Source organism: Sphingobium sp. WTD-1, assembly GCF_030128825.1.
GTDB lineage: Bacteria > Pseudomonadota > Alphaproteobacteria > Sphingomonadales > Sphingomonadaceae > Sphingobium.
Window position 1 is genome coordinate 4,967,482 of the sequence record NZ_CP119127.1, and the last position, 22,113, is coordinate 4,989,594.

General features: G+C 64.3%; 17 protein-coding genes. 6 read left to right on the forward strand and 11 right to left on the reverse strand.

All coding sequences use genetic code 11. From position 1 onward, the window contains the following. Nucleotides 1-37 precede the first annotated feature (37 nt). From N6H05_RS24630 to pabB, 7 genes are all read right to left on the reverse strand, one after another. Nucleotides 38-565 (reverse strand): GNAT family N-acetyltransferase, encoded by a 528-nt coding sequence (locus N6H05_RS24630; protein ID WP_284112115.1) that lies wholly within the window; start codon nt 563-565, stop codon nt 38-40. A 37-nt stretch (nt 566-602) separates the two neighbouring features. Further along, nucleotides 603-1,721 (reverse strand): zinc-binding dehydrogenase, encoded by a 1,119-nt coding sequence (locus N6H05_RS24635; protein ID WP_284112116.1) that lies wholly within the window; start codon nt 1,719-1,721, stop codon nt 603-605. Nucleotides 1,722-1,791: 70 nt separating this feature from the next. Then, nucleotides 1,792-2,466, reverse strand: coding sequence for a peptide-methionine (S)-S-oxide reductase MsrA (msrA, locus tag N6H05_RS24640; protein WP_284112117.1), 675 nt, complete (start codon nt 2,464-2,466; stop codon nt 1,792-1,794). Beyond that, nucleotides 2,453-2,614, reverse strand: a complete 162-nt coding sequence (locus tag N6H05_RS24645) for a hypothetical protein (RefSeq protein ID WP_170319005.1) — start codon at nt 2,612-2,614, stop codon at nt 2,453-2,455. Before N6H05_RS24645 ends, msrA begins: the two co-directional genes overlap by 14 nt. Nucleotides 2,615-2,924: 310 nt before the next feature. After that, a complete protein-coding gene (locus N6H05_RS24650; protein ID WP_284112118.1) occupies nt 2,925-4,127 on the reverse strand; it encodes a pyridoxal phosphate-dependent aminotransferase in 1,203 nt (400 codons plus the stop codon). Between the two features lie 185 nt (nt 4,128-4,312). Then, complete coding sequence (locus N6H05_RS24655; protein WP_004210299.1) at nt 4,313-4,936, reverse strand: aminotransferase class IV; 624 nt, start codon at nt 4,934-4,936, stop codon at nt 4,313-4,315. 32 nt (nt 4,937-4,968) lie between these two features. Then, complete coding sequence (gene pabB / locus N6H05_RS24660; protein WP_284112119.1) at nt 4,969-6,147, reverse strand: aminodeoxychorismate synthase component I; 1,179 nt, start codon at nt 6,145-6,147, stop codon at nt 4,969-4,971. A 93-nt stretch (nt 6,148-6,240) separates the two neighbouring features. On the opposite strand from pabB, the gene N6H05_RS24665 reads away from it, so the two are divergent. After that, on the forward strand, nt 6,241-6,627 hold the full coding sequence (locus N6H05_RS24665; protein WP_284112120.1) for a DUF983 domain-containing protein: 387 nt from the start codon (nt 6,241-6,243) through the stop codon (nt 6,625-6,627). Nucleotides 6,628-6,641: 14 nt separating this feature from the next. Here N6H05_RS24665 and N6H05_RS24670 read toward each other — a convergent pair whose 3' ends face one another. Then, nucleotides 6,642-7,082, reverse strand: a complete 441-nt coding sequence (locus N6H05_RS24670; protein WP_004210293.1) for an acyl-CoA thioesterase — start codon at nt 7,080-7,082, stop codon at nt 6,642-6,644. A 219-nt stretch (nt 7,083-7,301) separates the two neighbouring features. Between N6H05_RS24670 and N6H05_RS24675 the strand changes: the two genes are divergently transcribed. The 4 genes from N6H05_RS24675 to N6H05_RS24690 all read left to right on the forward strand — a co-directional run bounded on the left by N6H05_RS24675 (nt 7,302) and on the right by N6H05_RS24690 (nt 13,406). After that, complete coding sequence (locus N6H05_RS24675; RefSeq protein WP_284112122.1) at nt 7,302-9,572, forward strand: TonB-dependent receptor; 2,271 nt, start codon at nt 7,302-7,304, stop codon at nt 9,570-9,572. Nucleotide 9,573: 1 nt separating this feature from the next. Next, nucleotides 9,574-10,914: an alkaline phosphatase family protein gene (locus tag N6H05_RS24680; protein ID WP_284112123.1), complete on the forward strand. Its 1,341-nt coding sequence runs from the start codon at nt 9,574-9,576 to the stop codon at nt 10,912-10,914. A 103-nt stretch (nt 10,915-11,017) separates the two neighbouring features. Continuing rightward, complete coding sequence (locus N6H05_RS24685) at nt 11,018-12,262, forward strand: YceI family protein (protein ID WP_284112124.1); 1,245 nt, start codon at nt 11,018-11,020, stop codon at nt 12,260-12,262. 49 nt (nt 12,263-12,311) lie between these two features. Continuing rightward, a complete protein-coding gene (locus N6H05_RS24690) occupies nt 12,312-13,406 on the forward strand; it encodes an AI-2E family transporter (RefSeq protein WP_284112125.1) in 1,095 nt (364 codons plus the stop codon). Between the two features lie 72 nt (nt 13,407-13,478). On the opposite strand, the gene N6H05_RS24695 is transcribed toward N6H05_RS24690, so the two are convergent. Together N6H05_RS24695 and N6H05_RS24700 are read right to left on the reverse strand one after the other, a co-directional pair. Then, a complete protein-coding gene (locus N6H05_RS24695; RefSeq protein ID WP_284112126.1) occupies nt 13,479-15,347 on the reverse strand; it encodes an ABC-F family ATP-binding cassette domain-containing protein in 1,869 nt (622 codons plus the stop codon). A gap of 198 nt (nt 15,348-15,545) precedes the next feature. Next, nucleotides 15,546-16,433 (reverse strand): OmpA family protein, encoded by an 888-nt coding sequence (locus N6H05_RS24700; protein WP_284112127.1) that lies wholly within the window; start codon nt 16,431-16,433, stop codon nt 15,546-15,548. Nucleotides 16,434-17,123: 690 nt separating this feature from the next. On the opposite strand from N6H05_RS24700, the gene N6H05_RS24705 reads away from it, so the two are divergent. Then, complete coding sequence (locus tag N6H05_RS24705; protein ID WP_284112128.1) at nt 17,124-19,301, forward strand: TonB-dependent siderophore receptor; 2,178 nt, start codon at nt 17,124-17,126, stop codon at nt 19,299-19,301. Nucleotides 19,302-19,812: 511 nt separating this feature from the next. On the opposite strand, the gene katG is transcribed toward N6H05_RS24705, so the two are convergent. Continuing rightward, nucleotides 19,813-22,047 carry a catalase/peroxidase HPI gene (gene katG / locus N6H05_RS24710; RefSeq protein ID WP_284112129.1) on the reverse strand — a complete coding sequence of 745 codons (2,235 nt, stop codon included), beginning with the start codon at nt 22,045-22,047 and terminating at the stop codon, nt 19,813-19,815. Nucleotides 22,048-22,113 lie beyond the last annotated feature (66 nt).

Genomic DNA, 22,113 nt, shown 5'->3' on the forward strand with positions numbered 1-22,113 from the left:
TGGTCGTTTGCTGACCATCCGGATTGTCCAGCCGCCTTTAGTCGGCCAAGTGCGTGTCGGGCGTGGCGCGCGCATCCAGCGTCAATTGCAGGAAGGTCAGGTCGAGCCACCGGCCGAATTTCATGCCGACCTGCGGCAACAGGCCGACCTGGGTGAAGCCCAGTTGCTCGTGCAACCGGATCGACCCGATATTGCCGGCCTCTATGCCGGCGACCATGACATGCTTGCCGATCGCGCGGGCACGATCGATCAGGGCCAGCATCAGCGCCTTGCCTATTCCCGCCCCGCGCTGATCTGCGCGGACATAGACCGAATGTTCGACCGTGTTGCGATAGCCATCCCAGGCGCGCCAGTCGCCAAAGGAGGCATAGCCGACCACGCCGCCCAGCGCATCGACCGCGACCAGCACGGGATAGCCCTGCCCCCGCCGCTCCGTCAGCCAGGCGAGGCGATTGGCGGCATCCACCTGATGATCGTTCCAGATCGCCGTCGTGTTGACGACCGCGTCATTATAGATGGCCGCGATGGCCGGCGCATCGGCCGGGCCGGCATCCCGAATGGTCATTGGCGTCGGCCACTCCTTGATGGGTGCATATAAGGGCTCAGGCCGGGTTCGGCACGATCAGATATTTCTCGCCGGTGCGCCGGGCATTATAGGCCAGCACCGCGTCGCGCGTCAGCGCATCCCTGAGTGACAGGCGCGCCTTGTAGTGGCTGGCGAAGAGGCCGGTGAGATTGTCGCGCACGCGGGCGCGCATCCGCTCCACCGTTTCTGCCCCCGCCTGCGCCAGGAAGGGCGTCAGCAGCCAGCCGCCGACCCGCCAGCTGAAGCCGAAGCTGCGCGTGAGCAGGGTCGGCGACAGGTCGAGCGCGCCATAGATATAAGCCTGCTTCATGGTGGCGGAGCCATAGCGGCTATAGGTGGCGCCCGCACTCGCCACCTGCTCCATCGCGCCCAATATCCGGCTGACCAGCGATCCGCCGCCGATCGCATCGAAGGCGATGGTCGCCCCCGTTTCGGTCAGAGCGGCGACCAGCCGTTCGGCAAAATCATCGGCCGTGCTGTCGAGCACATGGCGCGCGCCCAGATCGCGCAGCAGCGCAACCTGCGCCGGGCTGCGGACGATATTGACCAGCGGGATGTCGTCCGCCTGGCAGATTTTGACGAGCATCTGGCCAAGATTGGAGGCGGCCGCAGTATGGACCAGCGCCTTGTGCCCCTCTGCCCGCATGGTTTCGACAAAGCCGAGCGCGGTCATCGGATTGACGAAGGCCGATGCCCCCTGCTCCGCCGTGGCATCGTCCGGCAAGACCATGCAGGCGCGCGCGTCGACCAGTCGATATTGGGCGTACATGCCGCCCGGCACGCAGGTGACAAGTTTGCCGAGCAACGCCTGCGCCTCCGGCGCTTCGCCCGCTGCGATCACCGTGCCAGCCCCTTCATTGCCGACCGGCATCGCTTCGCCCAGGCGCGAGGCCATGGCCCGCATCACTGCCTCGGGCATCTGCGCCACCAGATAGCCATCGCCATATTCGGCATGGTCGACATCGGCCGACCCCAGCAGCAACCCGAGATCGGAAGGATTGATCGGTGCCGCCTCGACCCGCAGCACGACCTGAGATCCGGTCGGCGCTGGCAGGCTCTGCTCCGCCAGCGATACGGTCAGGCGGCCATCGGGCGCCAGGTTCGAGAGAAGGTGCAGGCCGGTGATGTCGGACATGAGGAGGCTCCCTTGGCGGCGATGAAAGGGGCTTAGCCTGCCACGTCGCCATCGGCCAGCGTCAGCACGATCAGGCGGCCGGAACCGCGCGGTAGAGCGTGGGATACATGGCGCGGAACGCCTTGAGCTTGGGCATGTCCCAGCGCTGGATATAGGGATGATAGGGATAGCGGGCCATGAAGTCCTGATGATCGGCCCCGGCATCCTGGAAGCCGGTGAAGGGTTCAACCTTGGTTACGATCGGGTCACGCCACAGCCCGGCTTTCTGCAACTGCGCCAGATAGGCGCGCGCCGCCCGGTCCTGCTCGGCATTGAGCGGGAAGAGTGCGCTGCGATATTGGGTGCCGCTGTCGGGCCGCTGATAATTGAGCGTGGTAGGATCGGTGATGACCGAGAAGAAGATGCGCAGCAGCGTGCCATAGCTGACGATCTTCGGATCATAGGTGACCCGGACCGACTCGGCGAAACCGGTATCGCCGCCGCTGACCATGTCATAATCGACCTTGCGATCACGCGGACCGCCAGCGAATCCGGCCACCGCGAGCTTGACGCCCTTCACATGGGAAAAGACGCCCTCGACGCCCCAATAGCAGCCGCCCGCAAAGATCGCGGTTTCCAGCGATCGGCTCGACTGCGCATCCAGCGCCGGGATCGGCGCGGGGACGACAGGTTCGGCATGCAATGGGGAAGACGCGGCGGCGAGCGCCGCAAGAGCTGGTAGGAAGAGGCCCTTAGAGCGCCGCACTGCCGACAGGGGTCGCGGTCGACGCGATCGCGGTCGAGGTCAACGCAGGCGGCTCATTATTGGGCTGAAGCGCGAACATCGCGACCGCCCCGATGGCAAAGCCACCCAGGAAGCGGAAGAACAGTTCGGATTTCAAAAACGCCAACATGGCCAAGCCTTTCTGTCGCGATATCTTCGCGATCGTCGCCCGGTAGGACATTGCGCCTTGCCCCTGTCTGAACATGATCGCGCCGGACAGCGGCTTTCGACCAAGAACAGGAGCGGAGCGACGAAATGCCACCGCACATAAGTTTCTTTACGCAACGGGCATATAGCGCCTGCGGCGTCAATCACAAGACGCTGCAGTGCGAAAAAGACCGTTTCATTTTTTGAGACAATGGAAAAATCCGGCCGCGATAGACAGTATCGCGACCGGATTTTCAAGAGCTTATTGCAGGCCGATAATCATCGGCCGGCGCTTATTTCAGCGCTGCGCAGGCTTCCTGGATGCGCACGCAGGCGGTCTTGAGCACCTCTTCCGAGGTCGCATAGCTGATGCGGAAGGCCGGCGAGAGGCCGAAGGCGGCGCCATGGACGGCCGCGACCTTCGCTTCGTCGAGGAAATAGCCGATCAGCGCTTCGTCGCTGTCGATGACTTGACCCTTGGGCGTCACCTTGCCGATCACGCCGCTGGCGTCGGGATAGACATAGAAGGCGCCTTCAGGCGTCGGGCAGTCGAGGCCCGGCGCGTCGTTCAGCATGGCGACGACCATGTCGCGGCGCTTCTTGAAGGCGGCATTGCGTTCTTCGAGGAAATCCTGCGGCCCGGTCAGCGCGGCCACGGCCGCGGCCTGGCTGATCGAGCAGGGATTGCTGGTCGACTGCGACTGCAGCTTGCCCATCGCCTTGATGATCCATTCCGGGCCACCGGCGAAACCGATGCGCCAGCCGGTCATGGAGAAGGCCTTGGAGCAGCCATTGACCGTCAGGGTGCGGTCATAGAGGTCCGGGCAGACCTGGGCGATGGTGGCGAAGGGGGTCGGCGCGTACCAGACATGCTCATACATGTCGTCGGTCATCACCAGCACATGCGGGTGACGCAGCAGCACCTCGCCCAGCGCCTTGAGTTCGGTCGCCGAATAGGCCGCGCCCGACGGGTTGGAGGGCGAGTTGAGCATCACCCACTTGGTGCGCGGGGTGATCGCGGCGTCGAGCTGGGCCGGGGTGATCTTGTAGCCCTGGCTGGCCGGCCCTTCGATGAACACGGGCGTGCCGCCGGCAAAGTTCACGATGTCGGGATAGCTGACCCAATAGGGCGCCGGGATGATGACTTCATCGCCCACGTCGACGGTCGCGACCAGCGCGTTGAACAGGGTGTGCTTGCCGCCCGAGTTCACGCTGATCTGGCTGCGCTTGTAGATCAGACCATTGTCGCGCTTGAACTTGAAGGCGACGGCTTCCTTGACGTCGGCGGTGCCGTCGACATCGGTGTAGCGGGTCAGATTCTTGCGAATGGCCTCGATCCCCGCCTCTTTCACGAAATCGGGGGTGTCGAAATCGGGTTCGCCGGCCGAAAGACCAATAACGTCCACACCTTCGGCTTTAAGGGCATTCACGCGCGCGCTCATCGCCAGGGTGGCGGAGGGCTGGATGCGACCGAGGGCTGCGGAAGTCTGGCTCATGGCAATGATCTTTCTCCAGAGCGATGCCCAGACGGACAAAAGCGTCCGCGTTCGACGGCATCGCGACAAAAAATACTATGATCTCCTTGTCCGCCGCACAGGCAGACGCGGCGGTCCTTAGTGCGCAAAGGACGCCGGAGCAACCGCCAGTTGCCGGTTATTGGCTTGTCACCGTCCTAGGAAAACTATCGGACGAGCGAGGCCGCGACCATCCCGCGCGACGCATTGCCGATGAAGAAGCCGCGCTCCAGATCATGGATGCGCAAGTCGCCCTCCACCGCCTCGCCCATGTCGAGCAGGCTCTGGCGCAGGATTCCGCGCAGCAGCCCGCGCGAGGCCGGCGGCGTCACCAGCTTGTCGCCCCGCTCCACGAAGATGGAGGAGAAGCAGCCTTCGGTCAGATAGCCCTGTTCATCGGTCATCAGCACCTCATAGGTGCCGCCGCGCTGCAGCGCGTCACGATAGAGGGAACGGTCGGTGGTCTTGTGCTCCAGCCGCGGATCCGTGGCGGCGGCGAGCCGGGGCACGACCTTCACCTGCATGATCGCCTTGGGCCAGGTGCGATGTTCGCGCACCTCGATCGACACAGAACCCTGGCGCGATACCAGCAGCCGCACGCGGCTGAGTTCGCGCAGGCGGAAAGTGGCGGCCTGAAGCTCGTTGCGCACGCTGTGGCGGTCGAAGGCGAAGCCCAGCGCCTGCGCGCTGTCCTTCAGCCGGCCCAGATGCAGTTCCAGCAGACGCACGCCCTCATGCGGATCGAAGGCCATGGTCTCGAGCAGATCATATCGTCCGTCAGCCACCGACATCGAACCTATTCACGCCCCACTGCAATCATCTTTCATCCCAGCGACAGGAAGCGCCCCTTGGCCAGGCATTCCGCCCATTCGGCCGACGCATCCGAATCCGCAACGATGCCGGAACCCAGGCCCAGGCGACCGATACCGCTTCCTTCTTCGACGCAAATGGTGCGAATGGCAACATTGAAAGCCGCGTCCCCCGCCGGATCCATCCAGCCCATGGCGCCAGTGTAGACGCCGCGCGCAAAAGGCTCGACCATGTCGATGATCTCCATCGCCCGCACCTTGGGCGCGCCGGTGATCGATCCGCAGGGAAAAAGCACGCGCAGCACGTCGACCGGCGCCAGCCCCGGCAGCACGCGGCCGCGAATGGTGGAGACCATCTGGTGGACGGTCGGATAGGTTTCGACCTTGAACAGGTCGGGGACTATGACCGATCCGGCCCGCGCCACCCGTGACAGATCGTTGCGCAGCAGGTCGACGATCATCAGATTTTCCGCGCGCTGCTTGGCATCGCGCGCCAGATCGGTCGCCAGGGCGGCATCCCGGTCCGGATCATGATCGCGCACGGCGGTGCCCTTCATCGGCCGCGCGGTGAGTTGCCCGCGCACCTGGGTGAAGAAAAGTTCGGGCGAGAAGGACAATATCTGATGCCCGCCGATGTTGATGACGCCGCCATAGCCGGCCTGCGCGCGCGGGCGCAGCGCTGCATAGAGCGCCATCGGATCGCCGGCAAAGCGCAATTCGCACGGGAAGGTCAGATTGACCTGATAGATGTCGCCGGCGCGGATCAGTTCCTGCACCTGGTCGAACTGCGCGCGATAATCGGCTTCGCTGACGAGCGGCCAGGGCGCATCGACGCTGACCGCCGCAGGATCGGGCAGCAGGTCCGCGACACCATCGGCCGGGATGAAGCGGCAGCCTTCGAACAGGCCGAACCAGAGCAAGGGCATGGCCTGCGGCCCGCCCTTGGGCGGGCGGTGCGCGATCGGCGCCAGCCGATCCTCCAGCGCCAGCCCGGCTTCATAGCTGATATAGCCGGCGGCATGCAGACCGGCCTCGCGCGCTTCGGCAATGCGGTCGAGCGCGGGCTGCACCTCCTCCATCCGCCAGGCCGCGATGACCGACACCGGATCGCGATACAGCCGCGCGGGCGCTGCCCCCTGGACGCGCGCATCGTCGAACAGGGCAAAGGCTTCGGTGGGACCAGGCAGGCGCATGGCGTCCTCTTAACAGGCTTTGGCGCGTACGAAAGAGCGATGCAGGCGGCGGCATGATTGCCCGGTGGGGCAAAGCTGGCCTAGACAGGGATCATGTCCGACCAGCCCCCTGCCCCGACCAGCGAACCGCGTCCGTTCAAACCGGCCTTGCTGCTGGGACTGCGCAGCCGCTGCCCGGCCTGTGGCGAGGGCAGGCTGTTCGCGCGCTTCCTGAAACCGGTGTCGGCGTGCAGCCATTGCGGTCAGCGCTGGGATGGACATCGGGCCGATGATTTCCCGGCCTATATCGTCATCCTGCTGCTCGGCCATCTGCTGGTGCCGCTGATGATCGAGGTCAATGCCGCGCTGGCCATCCCAATGGGCTGGCAGGCAGTGCTATGGCCGACGCTGGCGGCGATATTGGCGCTGGCGATGATCCAGCCCGCCAAGGGGGCGGTGCTGGCCTTCCAATGGTCCCGCCGGATGCACGGCTTCGCCTGACGGCGCGCCGATATTTATTCCGCCGGCTTGCGGATGAAGTTGAGTTCCATCGCTTCGCGCAGCGTGTCGTCGATCGAGCGTCGGCCTTCGGCGCCATGGGTGACGACCGTGGTGTCGCACGTGGCGACGCACACGCCCTTCTGGAAGCCGGCCGAGCTGATCGTCCAGCTGGTGCGGCCGATATGACCGATCGCGCAATGGACCTCGAACGGATAGGGGAAATGCGATTCCTCGATGAAGTTGAGGTTCACATTGGCCACCAGCCAGCGCACGCCCTGTTCCTGCGGGTGGCGGCCCATATGGTGATGAAAGCGGATACGGGCCGTTTCAAAGATACCGGAAATGGCCACATTGTTGATGTGGCCCATGGTATCGAGATCCTGGAAACGCGTATCAATGCTCGTGATGAAGCGATATGCGTCGGGACTGAACCGCCAGGATTCGGGTTTGGCCATGTCCTGCTTTCCTTGAAATTGTTTTTTTCGCTCTTAGCCCAGCGATCTTGCGATGCAATGTTCGCGGCGAAAATGCCGCGACTGCGACCTTTATGACACAGACAAAATCATAACGATATTGTCACGAAAGTGACGCCGCAGCGTCGCGATAGTCACATTGCAGTGCAACATGTCCAGCCTAGAGCGCCCGCCAATCACATCCGATTGGGGGATTTCACCATGCGCCACGCACTCAGCCTGCTGCTCGCTTCGACCGCCTGCATCGCCGCACCCGCCTTTGCCCAGGACATGGCGCCCGCGGCCGATGCCGCGGCCGATGCAGACAGCGCCGGCATCATCGTCTTTGGCCGGGGCGAAACCCGCCAGGTCCAGGAAATCACCACCCGCGACCTCGTCACCCTGACGCCCGGCACCAATGCGCTCAAAGCTATCGAGAAGCTGCCCAGCGTCAATTTCCAGTCGTCCGATCCGTTCGGCAGCTATGAATGGTCGCAGCGCGTCAGCATCCGCAGCTTCAACCAGAACCAGCTCGGCTTCACCTTCGACGGCATTCCGCTGGGCGACATGAGCTATGGCAATCATAATGGCCTGCACATCACCCGCGCCATCAGCAGCGAGAATATCGGCACCGTCCGCGTGTCGCAGGGCTCCGGCTCGCTCGGCACCCAGTCGACCGGCAATCTGGGCGGCACGGTCGAGACCTTCTCGATGGACCCCGCCGATGCGCTGGGCGCGCAGGGCAACCTCACCTATGGCAGCGACGAGACCTGGCGCGCCTTTGCCCGGCTGAACATGGGCAGTGCGGACGGTATCCGCGGCTATGTCTCCTACGCCTATGGCTCGACCGACAAGTGGAAGGGCCAGGGCACACAGGACCAGCATATGGTCAATGCCAAGGTCGTGGTCCCGGTCGGCGACGGCAAGCTGGATGGCTGGCTGAGCTATTCGGACCGCCGCGAACAGGATTATCAGGACATGTCGATGGACATGATCAACCGCCTGGGCTGGAAATGGGACAATACCTCGCCCGACTATGCCAAGGCGGTTCTCTATGCCGACATCGGCAATAATCGCGGCGAAACCGGCGCACCGGTCAGCAACGCCGCTGCCGGCACCGTCTATCCCGACAATGTGACGTCGGTGTGGGACGCCTATTATGACGCCGCCGGCCTGCGCGAGGACTGGCTGGGCGCGATCGGCTACAGCACTCCGCTGGGCGATCATGCCAATTTCAAGATCAAGGGCTATTACCACAACAACAGCGGCATGGGCCTGTGGGCGACGCCCTCGGTCCCCAGCCCCACCGGCGGTTCGCCGCTGTCGATCCGCACCACCGAATATGACATGGACCGGATCGGCGCGTTCGGCAGCGTCGATGCGACGATCGGCATCCAGACGCTGGAAGCCGGCGCCTGGTACGAGAATAACAAGTTCAACCAGGCCCGCCGCTTCTATGCGTTCAAGAGCCGCACCGAAGCCGGCCTCTCCTTCCGCGACTATCCCAAGAACCCGTTCGCGACCCAGTGGGAATTCGATTTCACCACCGACACGATCCAATATTATGTCCGCGACAAGATCGACCTCGGCATGCTGACGATCAACCTGGGCTGGAAGGGCTTCAAGGTCACCAACGAGGCCGAGGCGGTCGTGTCGAGCAGCTTCCCCGAGGGCAAGATCAAGGCCGAGGACTGGTTCCAGCCCCATGCCGGCTTCGCCGTCGAACTGAGCCCCGAGGCGGAAATCTTCGGTGGCTTCACCCAGGTGACCAAGGCCTTCGCCAGCGCCACCACCACCGGCCCCTTCTCCACCAACCAGGCCGGCTTCGACCAGATCCGCGACGACCTGAAGCCGGAAAGCTCGGACACGTACGAACTGGGCCTGCGCTACAATAGTTCGCGCTTCAACGGCACGCTGGGCGCCTATCTGGTCAATTTCCGCAACCGCCTGCTGGCGGTGCAGGTGGGCAGCCCGATCCTGGGCCTCGCCTCCGCGTTGCAGAATGTCGGCAATGTCCGCGCCGTCGGCATCGAGGCGGCGGGTAACCTGACCCTGGGTCAGGGCTTCGGCCTCTATGCCAGCTACAGCTACACCGACGCCACCTATCGCGACGATGTGCTCAACAGCTCGGACGGCACGCTGGTCGCGGCGATCAAGGGCAAGACCGTGGTCGACAGCCCCAAGCATCTGCTGCGCGGCGAGCTCAATTATGACCAGGGGCCGCTGTTCGGCCGGATCGGCGCCAACTATATGTCGAAGCGCTATTACAGCTACACCAACGATGCGTCGGTCGATGGCCGGGTGATCGTGGACGCCTCGATCGGCTATCGCATCACCGACCAGATCGAAGTGCAGCTCAACGCCAGCAACCTGTTCGACAAGAAATATATCAGCACGATCGGATCGGGCGGCTTTGGCAATAGCGGCGACGCGCAGACGCTGCTGATCGGCGCGCCGCAGCAATTCTTCGTCACCCTCAAGGCGGGTTTCTAAGATGAACAAGGCCGCGCTGCTTGCCTCCGCCCTGCTCGCCATCACGCCGCTCCCGGCGCTGGCCGAGCCGGTGCTGCTGATCTCGATCGACGGGCTGCGCCCCGGCGACGTGCTGGAGGCGGACAAGCGCGGCCTTGCCCTGCCCAATCTGCGCCGGTTCCTGACCGATGGCGCCCATGCATCGGGCGTCACCGGCGTGTTGCCGACGCTGACCTATCCCAGCCACACCACGCTGATGACCGGCGTGTCGCCGGGCAAGCATGGCATCGTCAGCAACAACAGCTTCGATCCGATGCAGATCAACCAGGGCGGCTGGTATTGGTATGCGCAGGATGTGAAGGTGCCGATGCTGTGGGATGCGGCGGCAAAAGCCGGGCTGTCCACCGGCAATGTCCACTGGCCGGTCAGCGTCGCCGCGAGGGGCGTCCGCTGGAACCTGCCGCAAATCTGGCGCACCGGCCATGCTGACGACGCGCAGTTGCTGGACGCGCTGGCGACGCCGGGCTTGAAGGCGGAGCTGGAGCGGGCAGTCGGCCAGCCCTATGCCATGGGGATCGACGAGAGCCTGTCCGGCGACCAGAACAGGGGCCGGTTCGCCACCGCCCTGATCGCCGCGCACCAGCCCGACTTCCTGACCGTCTACCTCACCGCGCTCGACCATGAGCAGCATGGCAGCGGCCCGGATACGCCGGCCGCCAAGGCCGTGCTGGAAAAGATCGACGCGATCGTCGGCGACCTGATTGCGGCCGAACGCAAGGCCCATCCCGATGCGCTGATCGCGCTGGTCAGCGACCACGGGTTCGAGGCGACGCATAGCGGCCTCAACCTGTTTCGCCCCTTCATCGACGCCGGCCTCATCACTCTGGGCGCGGACGGCAAGGTCGCCTCCTGGCAGGCCATGCCCTGGATCGGCGGCGGGTCGGCCGCGATCATGCTGGCCCGGCCCGATGACCAGATGCTGGCCGACAAGGTGAAGGCGCTTCTCGACAAACTGGCCGCCAACCCCGCCAACGGCATCGACCGCATCGTCGACCGGGCGGCGATGGCGAAGCTCGGCGGCAATCCGCAGGCCAGCTTCACGATCAACCTCAAGCCCGGCTTCGTCACCGACATCTTCCGGGGCGCCAATGCGCCGCTGGTCGCGTCGACGCCGGTCAAGGGGATGCACGGCTATTTCCCCGGACCGGCCAATCTGCGCGCCACCTTCATGGCGATGGGACCGGGGGTGAAGCCGGGCAAGGATCTGGGCCTGATCGACATGCGCGCGATCGCGCCCACTTTGGCCAAGGCAATGGGCGCCAGCCTCCCCGACGCGGAGGCGGCACCGATCGACCTGCGCTGAACCACCCGGCAACGGATCGTTTCCGGCTGCGACGATGGACTTCATTACCTCCGCGACATAATTTCGCGCCCAATCCAACAGGGTCATTTTCGGGGTAGTCCATATGCCGCAGCGTTACAGCCTGGCCGCCATCACCTTGCATTGGGCGATCGCCGCCCTGCTCGCCTTCCAGATTGCCGTCGGCTGGGCGCTGGGCAGTTTGGGCGCGCGCGGCTTTGCGCTGTTCCAGTTGCATAAGTCGATCGGCATCACCGTGCTGCTGCTGACCCTGCTGCGCATCGCCGTGCGCTGGTGGAAGCCGCGCCCGGCCAAGCTGGAGGGCGGCTGGCAGGGCGCGCTCGCTTCCGGCGTCCATGTCGGCCTCTATGCCTTCATGCTGGGCGCGCCGCTGACCGGCTGGGCGCTGGTTTCGACCGCCAAGGTCAAGGTGCCGACGCTGTTCTTCGGCGTCATTCCCCTGCCCCATTTGCCGCTGCCAATGGCAAGCCATGGCCTGGCCGAAGGCGGTCACAGCCTGCTCGCCTGGATCGGCATCGCGCTGGTCGCGCTTCATGTCGCGGGTGCTCTGCGCCACCATGTGCTGATGCGCGACGGGCTGATCTGGCGGATGGTGCCGGGCCGCTCGACCGCGTTGCTGATCGGCCTGCCTGCGCTGATCCTCGTCGGCTTCCTGCTGGGCCGGGCGATCCTGCCGGGTTCTGCGCCGGCCGCACCGCAAGCCCCCGCCGCCAACGCCGTCGAAGCGGAAGAGGCGCCTGCCGAAGACAATGCCGTCGAAGCCGCCAGCAATGCGAGCGACAATGCCGCCGCCCCGGCTGCGAACGAAACCGCCGCCGTCACCGAAGAACCTGCCGGCCCGCCGCCCGCATGGGCCGTGCAACCCGGCGGTAAGATCGGCTTTGCCGTCGGCAACAGCGGCGAGACGATCAGCGGCAGTTTCTCGAAATGGACCGCGAAGATCGTGATGGACCCCGAACATCCCGAAAGCGCCGACATCAAGGTGACGATCGACATGGCATCGGCCAGCGTCGGCGACGCCTACAAGGACGGCATGCTGCCGGGCGACGAATTCTTCGGCAGCGCCGCCCACCCGACCGCGACCTTCGTGGCCAAGGGTGCGGAGAAGAGCGGCATCAACGCCTATCGCGCCCATGGCACGCTGACGCTGAAGGGCGTGGCCAAGCCGCAGGCGATCCGCTTCACCCTGTCGGGCAGCGGCACAAGCCGCAAGGTCAGCGGATCGGCCAGCGTCGCCCGCCTGCCCTTTGGCGTGGGCAATGGCGACAGCAGCACCGGTCTTGATCCCAAAGTGATGGTGACCTTCAGCTTTGACGCCAAGACGCAATAAGACCATGCGATGCATGGATTAACGTAACGGTTTCTGCCAAGAAGCGGACATGGAAAGACAGAGCCGGCATCGCCGAACGCAGATTGAGGATGGGGTGTTCGTCGCCCTGGTGGTGCTGGTTTCCATCGCCTTCGCGCTGGTGGTCGAGCCCTTCTTCGGGGCGATCCTCTGGGGCGTGATCGTCGCCATCCTGTTCATTCCGGTGAACCAGGGACTGCTCAAGCTGATCCCCGGCCATCGCAACAGTGCAGCCCTGCTGACGCTGTTGCTGATCATTGCGATCGTGATCGTGCCGGCCATCATCCTGTCGATCGCGCTGGTACAGGAAGCGACCGCGCTCTACGGCCAGATCAATGTGGGGAAGATCAACATTCCCCACATGTTCGCGCAGTTCCAGGCAGCGTTGCCCGACTGGGCGTCGATCGGCCTGCGGCGGCTGGGCATATCGAATTTCGCGGCGGTCCAGCGGCTGCTGACCGACGGCCTGACCGCCAGTTTCCGCACCGTCGCGGCCCAGGCCTTCCTGATCGGCCAGAGCGCCTTCAGCTTCATCATCGCGCTGACGGTGATGCTCTATCTCACCTTCTTCCTGCTGCGCGACGGGCTGGACCTGGCGCGCAAGCTGGACCGCGCCGCGCCACTGCGGGTGCTGCATCGCCGCGCGCTGATGCGGCAATTCGTCATCGTCATCCGCGCCACCATCAAGGGCAGCATCGTCGTCGCCATATTGCAGGGGCTGATCGGCGGACTGGTGTTTGGCGCACTGGGCATTTCCGGCGCGCTGCTGTGGGGCGTGATGATGGGCTTCTTCTCGCTGCTGCCGGCCGTCGGCACCGGCCTCATCTGGGCGCCGGTGGCGATCTACCTGCTGGCGACCGGCGCGATCTGGAAGGGGCTGATCCTGATCTTCTGCGGCATGTTCGTGATCGGCATGGTCGACAATCTGCTGCGCCCGATCCTGGTCGGCCGCGACACCCGCATCCCCGACTATGTGGTGCTGATCACGACGTTGGGCGGGCTGCAACTGTTCGGCTTCAACGGCATCGTCATCGGACCGGTGATCGCCGCCCTGTTCATCGCGGCCTGGCAGATCGTGATCCGCACCCGCTCCCACGAAGCGGGCGCGCCACCGCTCACCTTCTAGCCCCTGATCGTCTGAGGTGAACGCGCTCCGCGCTTTCACCGATGGCGTGAATCGGGGTCTAAAGCCGAAGAATCAGCCCGCCTCGAGCGCCGCGCCGGCTTCCATCCAGACCTCTTCGGCCGCCTCCAGCTTCTTCTCGACCGATGCGCGCTTCACCATCAGTTCGCTGGTGGTCATCTTCGCCTCGGCCCCGGTTGCGCTCTTGGGATCGGACAGCACGGCGTCGATGCGCTTGCGCTCGGCAATCAGCGTCGTCATCTCGCGCTCGGCCTTGTTGACTGCGTTCTTGAGCGTTTTCTGCTTCTCGCGCCATTCGGCGGCGGCCTTCTTGTCCGCCTTGCGGTCGACCTTGGGCGCGTCACCGCCCGACGGATTGCCGTCTGCCTTGCGCAGGATGATGTCGGTATAATCGTCCAGGCTGCCGTCGAACGGCTGGGCCGTGCCATTGTCGACCAGCACCAGCCGGTCGGCGACCAGTTCGATCATGTGGCGATCATGGCTGACGATGACGACGGCGCCCGAATATTCGTTGAGCGCCTGCACCAGCGCCTCGCGGCTGTCGACGTCCAGATGGTTGGTCGGTTCGTCGAGGATCAGCAGATGCGGCGCATCGCGGGTGATGAGCGCCAGCGCCAGACGCGCGCGCTCGCCACCCGACATGGAGCCGACCTTCTGCGTCGCGCGCTCGCCCGAAAAACCGAAACGGCCAAGCTGGGCACGCACCGCACCGGGCGTCGCGCCCTTCATGACGCGGGTCATATGCTCCAGCGGCGTGTCGGTGACGTCCAGTTCCTCCACCTGATATTGGGTGAAATAGCCGACATTCATCTTGGCCGATGTGGTCATCGCGCCTTCCATCGGTGCCAGCTGCGCCGCGATCAGGCGGGCCAGCGTGGTCTTGCCGTTGCCGTTGCGGCCGAGCAGCGCGAGGCGATCATCGGGATCGATGCGCAGATTGACGCGGCGCAGGATCGGCGTGTCGTCATAGCCGACCGAGGCCATGTCCATGGTGATGAGCGGCGGGCGCAGTTCGGCGGGGCTGGGGAAACCGAAATGCAGGCTGGGGTCTTCGATCGCGGCGGCAATGGGCTGCATCTTGGCCAGCGCCTTGGCGCGCGACTGGGCCTGCTTGGCGGTCGAGGCGCGGGCGGAGTTGCGGGCGACATAATCCTGCAGCTTCTCGCGCTCGGCCTGCTGCTTGGCGCGCGCCGCTTCCTGCTGGGCCAGCCGCTCGGCGCGCTGACGCTCGAACGCGTCATAGCCGCCGGGATAGAGGGTGACCTTGCCACCCTCCAGATGAAGGATGAAGTCGACCACATTGTTGAGCAGGTCGCGCTCATGGCTGATGATGACCACGGTGCCGCGATAGGCCTTGAGGAAATTCTCCAGCCACAAGGTCGCTTCGAGATCGAGATGGTTCGACGGTTCGTCGAGCAGCAGCAGATCCGGGTTGGAGAAGAGCAGCGCCGCCAAGGCAACGCGCATCTTCCAGCCACCCGAATAGCTGTCGAGCGGACGGCCCTGCATTTCCTCGTCGAAACCGAGGCCGACGAGGATGCGGGCGGCGCGCGCGGGCGCGGTATAGGCGTCGATCGTGGTCAGCCGCTCATAGATATGGCCGAGCCGATCGGGATCTTCGGTATGCTCCGCCTCCGCCATCAGTTCGGCTCGTTCCTTGTCGGCGGCGAGCACGGTGTCGAACGGGGTCGCGGTGCCCGAGGGGGCTTCCTGCGCGATATAGCCGAGGCGGGTGTCGCGCGGCATGTCGCAGCTGCCCTCGTCCGGATCGAGCTGGCCGATCATCACCTTCATCAGGGTCGACTTGCCGGCGCCGTTGCGGCCGATGAGGCCGACCCTGCTGCGCGGCGGCAGCGCAGCGCTGGCGCGGTCGAGGATGGTGCGGCCGCCCAGGCGCACGGTGATACCGTTCAAGTTAAGCATGGCCGCGCCTGTAGCAGAGCTGCGGCGGGGGGTGAAGCGGCTTGGCAGTTCGGCGAAAACTGCAAAATATATAGTGTCGCGGGGGACGCATTTGCGCCACTGCCGGTCCGCAGCCACGACTTTGCAATAGGAAATTTTTGCGAAATGCCGTGCCCGAGGCGCGAAAACGGGGTGGACCAAAGGCCCACCCCGCAAAGGTCAGATGCCGTCGACGGCCTTGCTGACGAGGATGTTGACCGCGACGCGGCGATTTTGTGCCTTGCCCTCGGCCGTGTCGTTGCTGGCCACCGGATCGGCCTCGGCCATGCCGGTCGGCGTCAGCATGCGATAGGGCTTCCAGCCGCAGGCCTGCTGCAGATAATTGACCACGCGCGAGGCACGCTTTTCGCTGAGCTCCTGATTCAGCTCCTCGCCGCCGGTGGAGTCGGTATAGCCCACGACCAGCAACAGCGCGTTGCTCATGCCATTGGCCGAAGTCGCGGCAGCACACAGATCATTCTTCGCCTGGGCCGACAGCACCGCCTTGCCGGTGTCGAAATTGACGTTGGTCGTGCCCTTAACATTATATTGGTCGATCTCGCCCATGCGGCCACGCAGCGCCTCGGTCGCCGCGGTCTGCTCGTCGAACCGCTGGGCGGTGCCGTTGTTGATCATCGACGCGGTCTTGAGATCCTTGTTCTGCAAGGCGATCTTGCTGGCGAGCAGCCCTTCGCCGGCCTGCAGGGTCTTCACTGTCACCGGCAGGCCGTTCAGCAGCGATGTCGCGGCCAGATGGTCGCGGCCAAGGCCGAACAGCCCCTTGCTGGCGCTGATCTTGGTGTCGTCATTGATAGTGATGACGCTCTTGCTGCCGTCGGCGGCGGTCACCTGCATCCGGTCGCCGCTGCGCGCGGAGATGATGCCCTTGACCTCAGGCCCTTCCGTCAGTTCGGCGGCCGGCATGGCAACGCTGGCCGACACATCGGCCGCCGGGGCCTCCTGCTGCGCGTCCTGGGCCTGATCCTGCGCCACGACGGCGGCCGGGGCAGCCCCGGCCAGCAGGGCAAGCATCACAAGATATTTTTGGTTTTTGGACATGATAGGCATCACGCTGCTCCTTCACTTCTTGTTCGGTCGGGCCTGCAGCATTGCAGCTTGTCGTCCGACGGCGGCCGCCTGGTGGCGTTTCGAGCCGTCAGAACCCCCTTCTTCTGACCTTCATAAATTTTGACGTCTTGGCGCCGTGGGATGCGCCAGACATATTGCCTGTTCGTGTCCGGCTTTCTGCCACATGAACAACCCATGTGGAGTCCGTGTTGCGCAGGCCAGATGAGTGGTTGATGCGACGAACCGATGAGCAATATCGCAATCATTAGCGACTCACACTTGGTCCCCACCAGCTATAGATTGACCCCGAACTTTGTCATGGAACGATCTTTTATTGTGAAACAAAAATCATCAAATCCGTGGAACAAATTCCGATTTTCTATTTTTGCCAATCGGCCATGTTGACTTGAAACAATCCTGAGACCACTTGCCCGCGGACAACGGATCGCGGATGCTGGACGACCGGCAGACTGGATGACCGGCAGACTGGATGACCGGCAGGCTGGACGCCGTCGAGTGCATCACCCACCCTCCACCAATAGGGGCTGTGGCAATATTGCCACGACAGGAAATATTCGCATAGTTTGCGCAAAATTGACACTGCGAGGCATTCGCATTCTTGTTGCGATTGCCTCGCAACATCCCCTAGGACGACGCCCAATTTCCTGCGTCCAAGAATAGGGGTCCATCATGCTGTCGAAATATCACTGGCTCGCAGGCGCCGCGCTCTGCGCCGTCGCCCTTCCCGTCGCTGCACAGACCAATGCCGCACCGGCCGAAGACAATCGCGACGACCAGATCATCGTCACCGGCACCTATACCCTGCCCGACAAGATCGACACCGCAACGGGCCTGGGCCTCACCATCCAGGAAACGCCGCAGTCTGTGAGCGTGATGACCGCGCAGCGCATCCTCGACCAGAATTTGATCAGCGTGAAGGACGTCATCGTCAACAGCGTCGGCGTGTCCGCCAATGAGGTCGACGATGTCCGCAACAATTTCTACGCCCGCGGCTTCGAAATCCGCAACACCCAGGTCGATGGCGTGCCCGCCGCCTGGACGCTGGCTGGCGGCAATGGCGAGACCAGCATCGACGTGTCCATTTATGAGCGCGTCGAGATCGTGCGCGGCGCGACCGGCCTGCTGTCGGGCGCGGGCGACCCGTCCGCGTCGGTCAATCTGGTGCGCAAACATGCCGACGCCACCGAATGGACCGGCTATGCCAATGCCAGCATCGGCAGCTGGAACACCTGGCGCCTGTCGGCCGATGTCGGCGGCGCGCTGACCAGCGACGGCCGCATCCGTGCCCGACTGGTCGGTCGCTATGAGGAAGGCGACAGCTATATCGACCTGCAGAACAAGAAGAAGTGGGTGCTCTATGGCGTGGTCGATGCGGACCTGACCGACAGCACGCTGGTCCGTGTCGGCATGAGCCACCAGGACACCAAGCCCAAGGGCGCGACCTGGGGCGCGCTGCCCACCTTCTATACCGACGGCACCACCACCGACCTGGCCCGATCGCAGAGCACGGCGGCCGACTGGACCTATTGGAACAGCACCAACCAGAATATCTTCGCCACCATCCGTCAGGAATTTGGCGAGAAGTGGAACCTGACGGTCAATTACAACCGCCTGCGCAACACCGGCGATACCCAGCTCCTCTATCTCTACGGCAATGTCGACAAGGCGACCGGCACGATCGAGTCGAGCAATCCCTACAAGTCGAAGAGCGACAGCGTGCAGAACAGCATCGACGCGCAGCTCAAGGGATCGGTCAGCCTGTTCGGCCGCGACCATGAGATCGTCGTCGGCGCGCTGCACAGCGTATTGAAGCGCCACACCGACAATTATGTCGCGCCCTATACGGAGAATAACCCGGCCTGGGGCACCGGCCTCAACAGCTGGGCGACCAATGTGCCGGTGATCGGCGCGGGCGGCGCCGACTTCCCCGAGCCGATCTGGGGCACCGACGCGGTGCGCAACGAGCAGGAGCGGATCGAGCAGACCGGCTATTATGGCGCCTTCCGCCTGAACGTCGCCGACCCGTTCAAGATCATCCTGGGCGGGCGCCTGTCGAGCTGGAAGCAGAAGGGCTTCGCCTGGAGCGGGCCGAGCGACTATGGCGACGATAATGTATTCATCCCCTATGTCGGCGCGCTCTATGACGTGACGTCCAACCACCGCGTCTATGCGAGCTATACCAAGATCTTCCAGCCGCAGAATCTGTTCGACCGCAACCTGCAACTGCTCGATCCGCTCGATGGCAATGCCTATGAAATCGGCCTCAAGAGCCGCTTCTTTGGCGACGCGCTGCAGACCTCGATCGCGCTGTTCCGCATCGAACAGGACAATGTCGGCCAGATCGGCGACGTCATCATCGGCCCCAACGGCCCGCAGCAGACCTATGTCGCGGCCGAGGGCGTGACCAGCAAGGGCTTCGAACTGGAAGCGACCGGCCAGCCGTTGCCGGGCTGGAACATCAATGCCAGCTACAGCCAGTTCAAGGCGGAGGACGGCGACGGCGTGGCCGCCAACACCAACCAGCCGCGCAAGCTGCTGAAGATCTTCACCACCTATGACATGCCCGGCATGCTGACCGGGCTGAGCGTGGGCGGCGGCATCAACTATCGCTCCAAGGCCTATTCGGAAGGGCTGAACCCGGTGACGGCCGCACCCTTCCGCTTCCAGCAGGACGGCTATACTTTGGTCAGCCTGATGGCGCGCTATGCGGTGACCGAGCAGCTGCAGCTCCAGGCCAATGTCGACAATCTGTTCGACAAGAAATATTACAGCCAGATGGGCTTCTTCAGCCAGTATCGCTACGGCGCCCCGCGCAATTTCACGATCAGCGCGAACTACAAATTCTGATACAGGAAGGGCGCCACGGGAGACCGCGGCGCCCTTTTGGTTTTGAGGGCGGACGGATGCTGGCGCAGATTCAGCATGCGAAATGGCGCAACGCTGTTTTGGAGCGGCTAAGCGCCAGACTGTGTTTCAGTCCTTCATACCCTTTCTCCGCGCTCTTCGCGGCTCCGCGTGATTCATTATTCGCGCAGAGCCGCGAAGAGCGCGGAGGAGAAAGAAGGAGAGGCGGGGATTGGGTGGGTAACCGACGCCCTTTACCCCTCTCCCTTGAGGGAGAGGGGTGCGCAGACTTGGCAGCTTGCTGCCTAGTCGTAGCTGGGTGAGGGGGACGCAAGCTCGGGCAAATGGACCGACATAGCGCCCAATCCCCCTCATCCAACTTCGCCTAACCGCTACGCGGCAAGGCTTCGTATCCTTCTCCCTCAACGGAGAAGGAATGGCTATTAATGGTCGCTTCCTGCCAATCTGATACGCAAAACCCGGCGACGCCCTGCGCCGCCGGGGTGCTCATTCCTCAGAAGCGGTCCGCGTTCATGACCTTGGTCCAGGCGGCGGCGAAGTCGGTGACGAACTTCTCCTTCGCATCGTCCTCGGCATAGACTTCGGCCACGGCGCGCAGTTCGGAATTGGAGCCGAAGATCAGGTCGACCGGGGTCGCCGTCCACTTCGCCGCGCCGCTGGCCCGGTCCTTGCCGTCATAGAGGCCCGGCGTCGCCGACTTGCTCCACACCGTGTCCATCGTCAGCAGGTTGACGAAGAAGTCGTTGCTGAGCGTGCCCGGACGGGTGGTCAGCACGCCATTCTTCGATCCGCCGCTATTGGCGCCGAGCGCCCGCATGCCGCCGACCAGCACGGTCATTTCCGGCACGGTGAGGTCGAGGGCATCCGCCTTGTCCACCAGCGCATCGGCCGGGCTGACCTCTGCCCTGGGGCCATACCAGTTGCGGAAGCCGTCCGCCTTGGGCTCCAGATAGGCGAAGGAGGCGACATCGGTCTGTGCCTGTGCGGCATCGACCCGGCCCGGCGTGAACGGCACGGTGATGCTGTAGCCGCCCTTCTGCGCCGCCTGCTCGACCGCGGCGTTGCCGGAGAGGACGATGAGGTCGGCCATCGACACCTGATTGCCGGACTTGGCGAAATCCTTCTGGATCGCGGTCAGCTTGGCCAGCACCTTGTTCAGCTCGGTCGGGTCATTGACCGCCCAGCCCCGCTGCGGGTCGAGCCGCAGGCGCGCGCCATTGGCGCCGCCGCGCATGTCGGTGCTGCGGAAGGTCGCGGCCGAGGCCCAGGCGGTGCGCACCAGTTCCGGCCCGGTCAGGCCCGACGCCAGCACGGCCGCCTTCAGCTTCGCCTGATCGGCGGCGCTGACGGGGGCGAAGCTCGCCTTGGGCAGCGGATCCTGCCAGCTATAGGTTTCGGACGGGATGTCCTTGCCGAGATAGCGGGCCTGCGGGCCGAGATCGCGATGGGTCAGCTTGAACCAGGCGCGGGCGAAGGCCTTGCTGAACAGTTCGGGATCCTTCTGCCAGCTTTCCAGCACCTTGCGAAAACCGGGATCCTCCTTGAGCGCGATGTCGGTGGTGAACATGATCGGCGCGTGCCGCTTGTCCTTCACATGCGCGTCGGGGACCATCTGCGCGGCGGCGGGATCGGTCGGTATCCACTGGGTTGCACCGGCTGGGCTCTTGGTTTTGACCCAGTCGAAGTTCAGCAGATTGTCGATATATTGGGTGGTGAACTGGGTCGGCGTGGCCGACCAGGCGCCTTCCAGGCCCGAGGTCAGCGTATCCTCGGCATTGCCCTTGCCGCACTTGTTCTTCCAGCCGAAGCCCTGATCCTCGATGCCGGCGGCGGCAGGTTCCGCGCCCAGGCATTCTTCGGGCTTCTTGGCGCCATGCGCCTTGCCGAAGGTGTGGCCGCCCGCGATCAGCGCCAGCGTCTCCTCGTCATCCATCGCCATATTGCCGAAGGCGCGGCGGATGTCGGCAGCGGCGCCCTTGGGATCATGATTGGCGCCGGGGCCTTCGGGGTTCACATAGATGAGGCCCATGGTGGTCGCGGCGAGCGAGCGCTTGAGCGAGCCGTCGGGATTGGAGCGCTCGGTCCCCATCATCTTGGTTTCCGGGCCCCAATAGACGACGTCGGGCTGCCAGGCGTCGATGCGGCCGCCGGCAAAGCCCACGGTCTTGAAGCCCATATCCTCCAGCGCGACATTGCCGCTGAGGACCATGAGGTCGCCCCAGCTGAGCTTCCGGCCATATTTCTGTTTGATCGGCCAGACCAGACGGCGGGCCTTGTCGAGGCTGACATTGTCGGGCCAGCTGTTGAGCGGATCGAAGCGCTGTTCGCCGCCGTCCGAGCCGCCGCGACCGTCACCGACGCGATAGGTGCCGGCGCTGTGCCAGGCCATGCGGATGAAGAAGGGGCCATAATGGCCATAGTCGGCTGGCCACCAGGGCTGAGAGGTCGTCAGCACCTTGCGGATGTCGGCCTTGACCGCTTCCAGGTCGAGGCTGTTGAATTCCTTCACATAGTCATAGTCGGCGCCATAGGGATTGGCGCGGGTCGCCTCATGCTGGCGCAGCGCGGTGAGGTCCAGGCGGTTGGGCCACCAGTCCTTGTTGGTCATGCCGCCGGGCTTTTCGGTGACGGCGGGCGCGGCAGCGGCGGGTTTGGTTTCGGCGGCGAGCGCCGGGCTGGCGAGCAGCGCGCACGCCAAAGCGAATGTGGAAATGCGGGTCGTGGACATGTTTCTCTCCCCTGTCCTGTTCAGCCTGTTCAAGGCGCGAAAAGGGGTAGTCCTGCGCGGCGACGG

Coding starts and splice junctions, on each gene's coding strand:
- N6H05_RS24670 (WP_004210293.1), bottom strand. CDS start 7,082: ATGGCCAAACCCGAATCCTGGCGGTTCAGTCCCGACGCATATCGCTTC.
- N6H05_RS24690 (WP_284112125.1), top strand. CDS start 12,312: ATGGAAAGACAGAGCCGGCATCGCCGAACGCAGATTGAGGATGGGGTG.
- N6H05_RS24635 (WP_284112116.1), bottom strand. CDS start 1,721: ATGTCCGACATCACCGGCCTGCACCTTCTCTCGAACCTGGCGCCCGAT.
- N6H05_RS24665 (WP_284112120.1), top strand. CDS start 6,241: ATGTCCGACCAGCCCCCTGCCCCGACCAGCGAACCGCGTCCGTTCAAA.
- N6H05_RS24705 (WP_284112128.1), top strand. CDS start 17,124: ATGCTGTCGAAATATCACTGGCTCGCAGGCGCCGCGCTCTGCGCCGTC.
- N6H05_RS24650 (WP_284112118.1), bottom strand. CDS start 4,127: ATGAGCCAGACTTCCGCAGCCCTCGGTCGCATCCAGCCCTCCGCCACC.
- katG (WP_284112129.1), bottom strand. CDS start 22,047: ATGTCCACGACCCGCATTTCCACATTCGCTTTGGCGTGCGCGCTGCTC.
- N6H05_RS24675 (WP_284112122.1), top strand. CDS start 7,302: ATGCGCCACGCACTCAGCCTGCTGCTCGCTTCGACCGCCTGCATCGCC.
- N6H05_RS24685 (WP_284112124.1), top strand. CDS start 11,018: ATGCCGCAGCGTTACAGCCTGGCCGCCATCACCTTGCATTGGGCGATC.
- N6H05_RS24700 (WP_284112127.1), bottom strand. CDS start 16,433: ATGCCTATCATGTCCAAAAACCAAAAATATCTTGTGATGCTTGCCCTG.
- N6H05_RS24680 (WP_284112123.1), top strand. CDS start 9,574: ATGAACAAGGCCGCGCTGCTTGCCTCCGCCCTGCTCGCCATCACGCCG.
- N6H05_RS24695 (WP_284112126.1), bottom strand. CDS start 15,347: ATGCTTAACTTGAACGGTATCACCGTGCGCCTGGGCGGCCGCACCATC.
- pabB (WP_284112119.1), bottom strand. CDS start 6,147: ATGCGCCTGCCTGGTCCCACCGAAGCCTTTGCCCTGTTCGACGATGCG.
- N6H05_RS24655 (WP_004210299.1), bottom strand. CDS start 4,936: ATGTCGGTGGCTGACGGACGATATGATCTGCTCGAGACCATGGCCTTC.
- N6H05_RS24630 (WP_284112115.1), bottom strand. CDS start 565: ATGACCATTCGGGATGCCGGCCCGGCCGATGCGCCGGCCATCGCGGCC.
- N6H05_RS24645 (WP_170319005.1), bottom strand. CDS start 2,614: ATGTTGGCGTTTTTGAAATCCGAACTGTTCTTCCGCTTCCTGGGTGGC.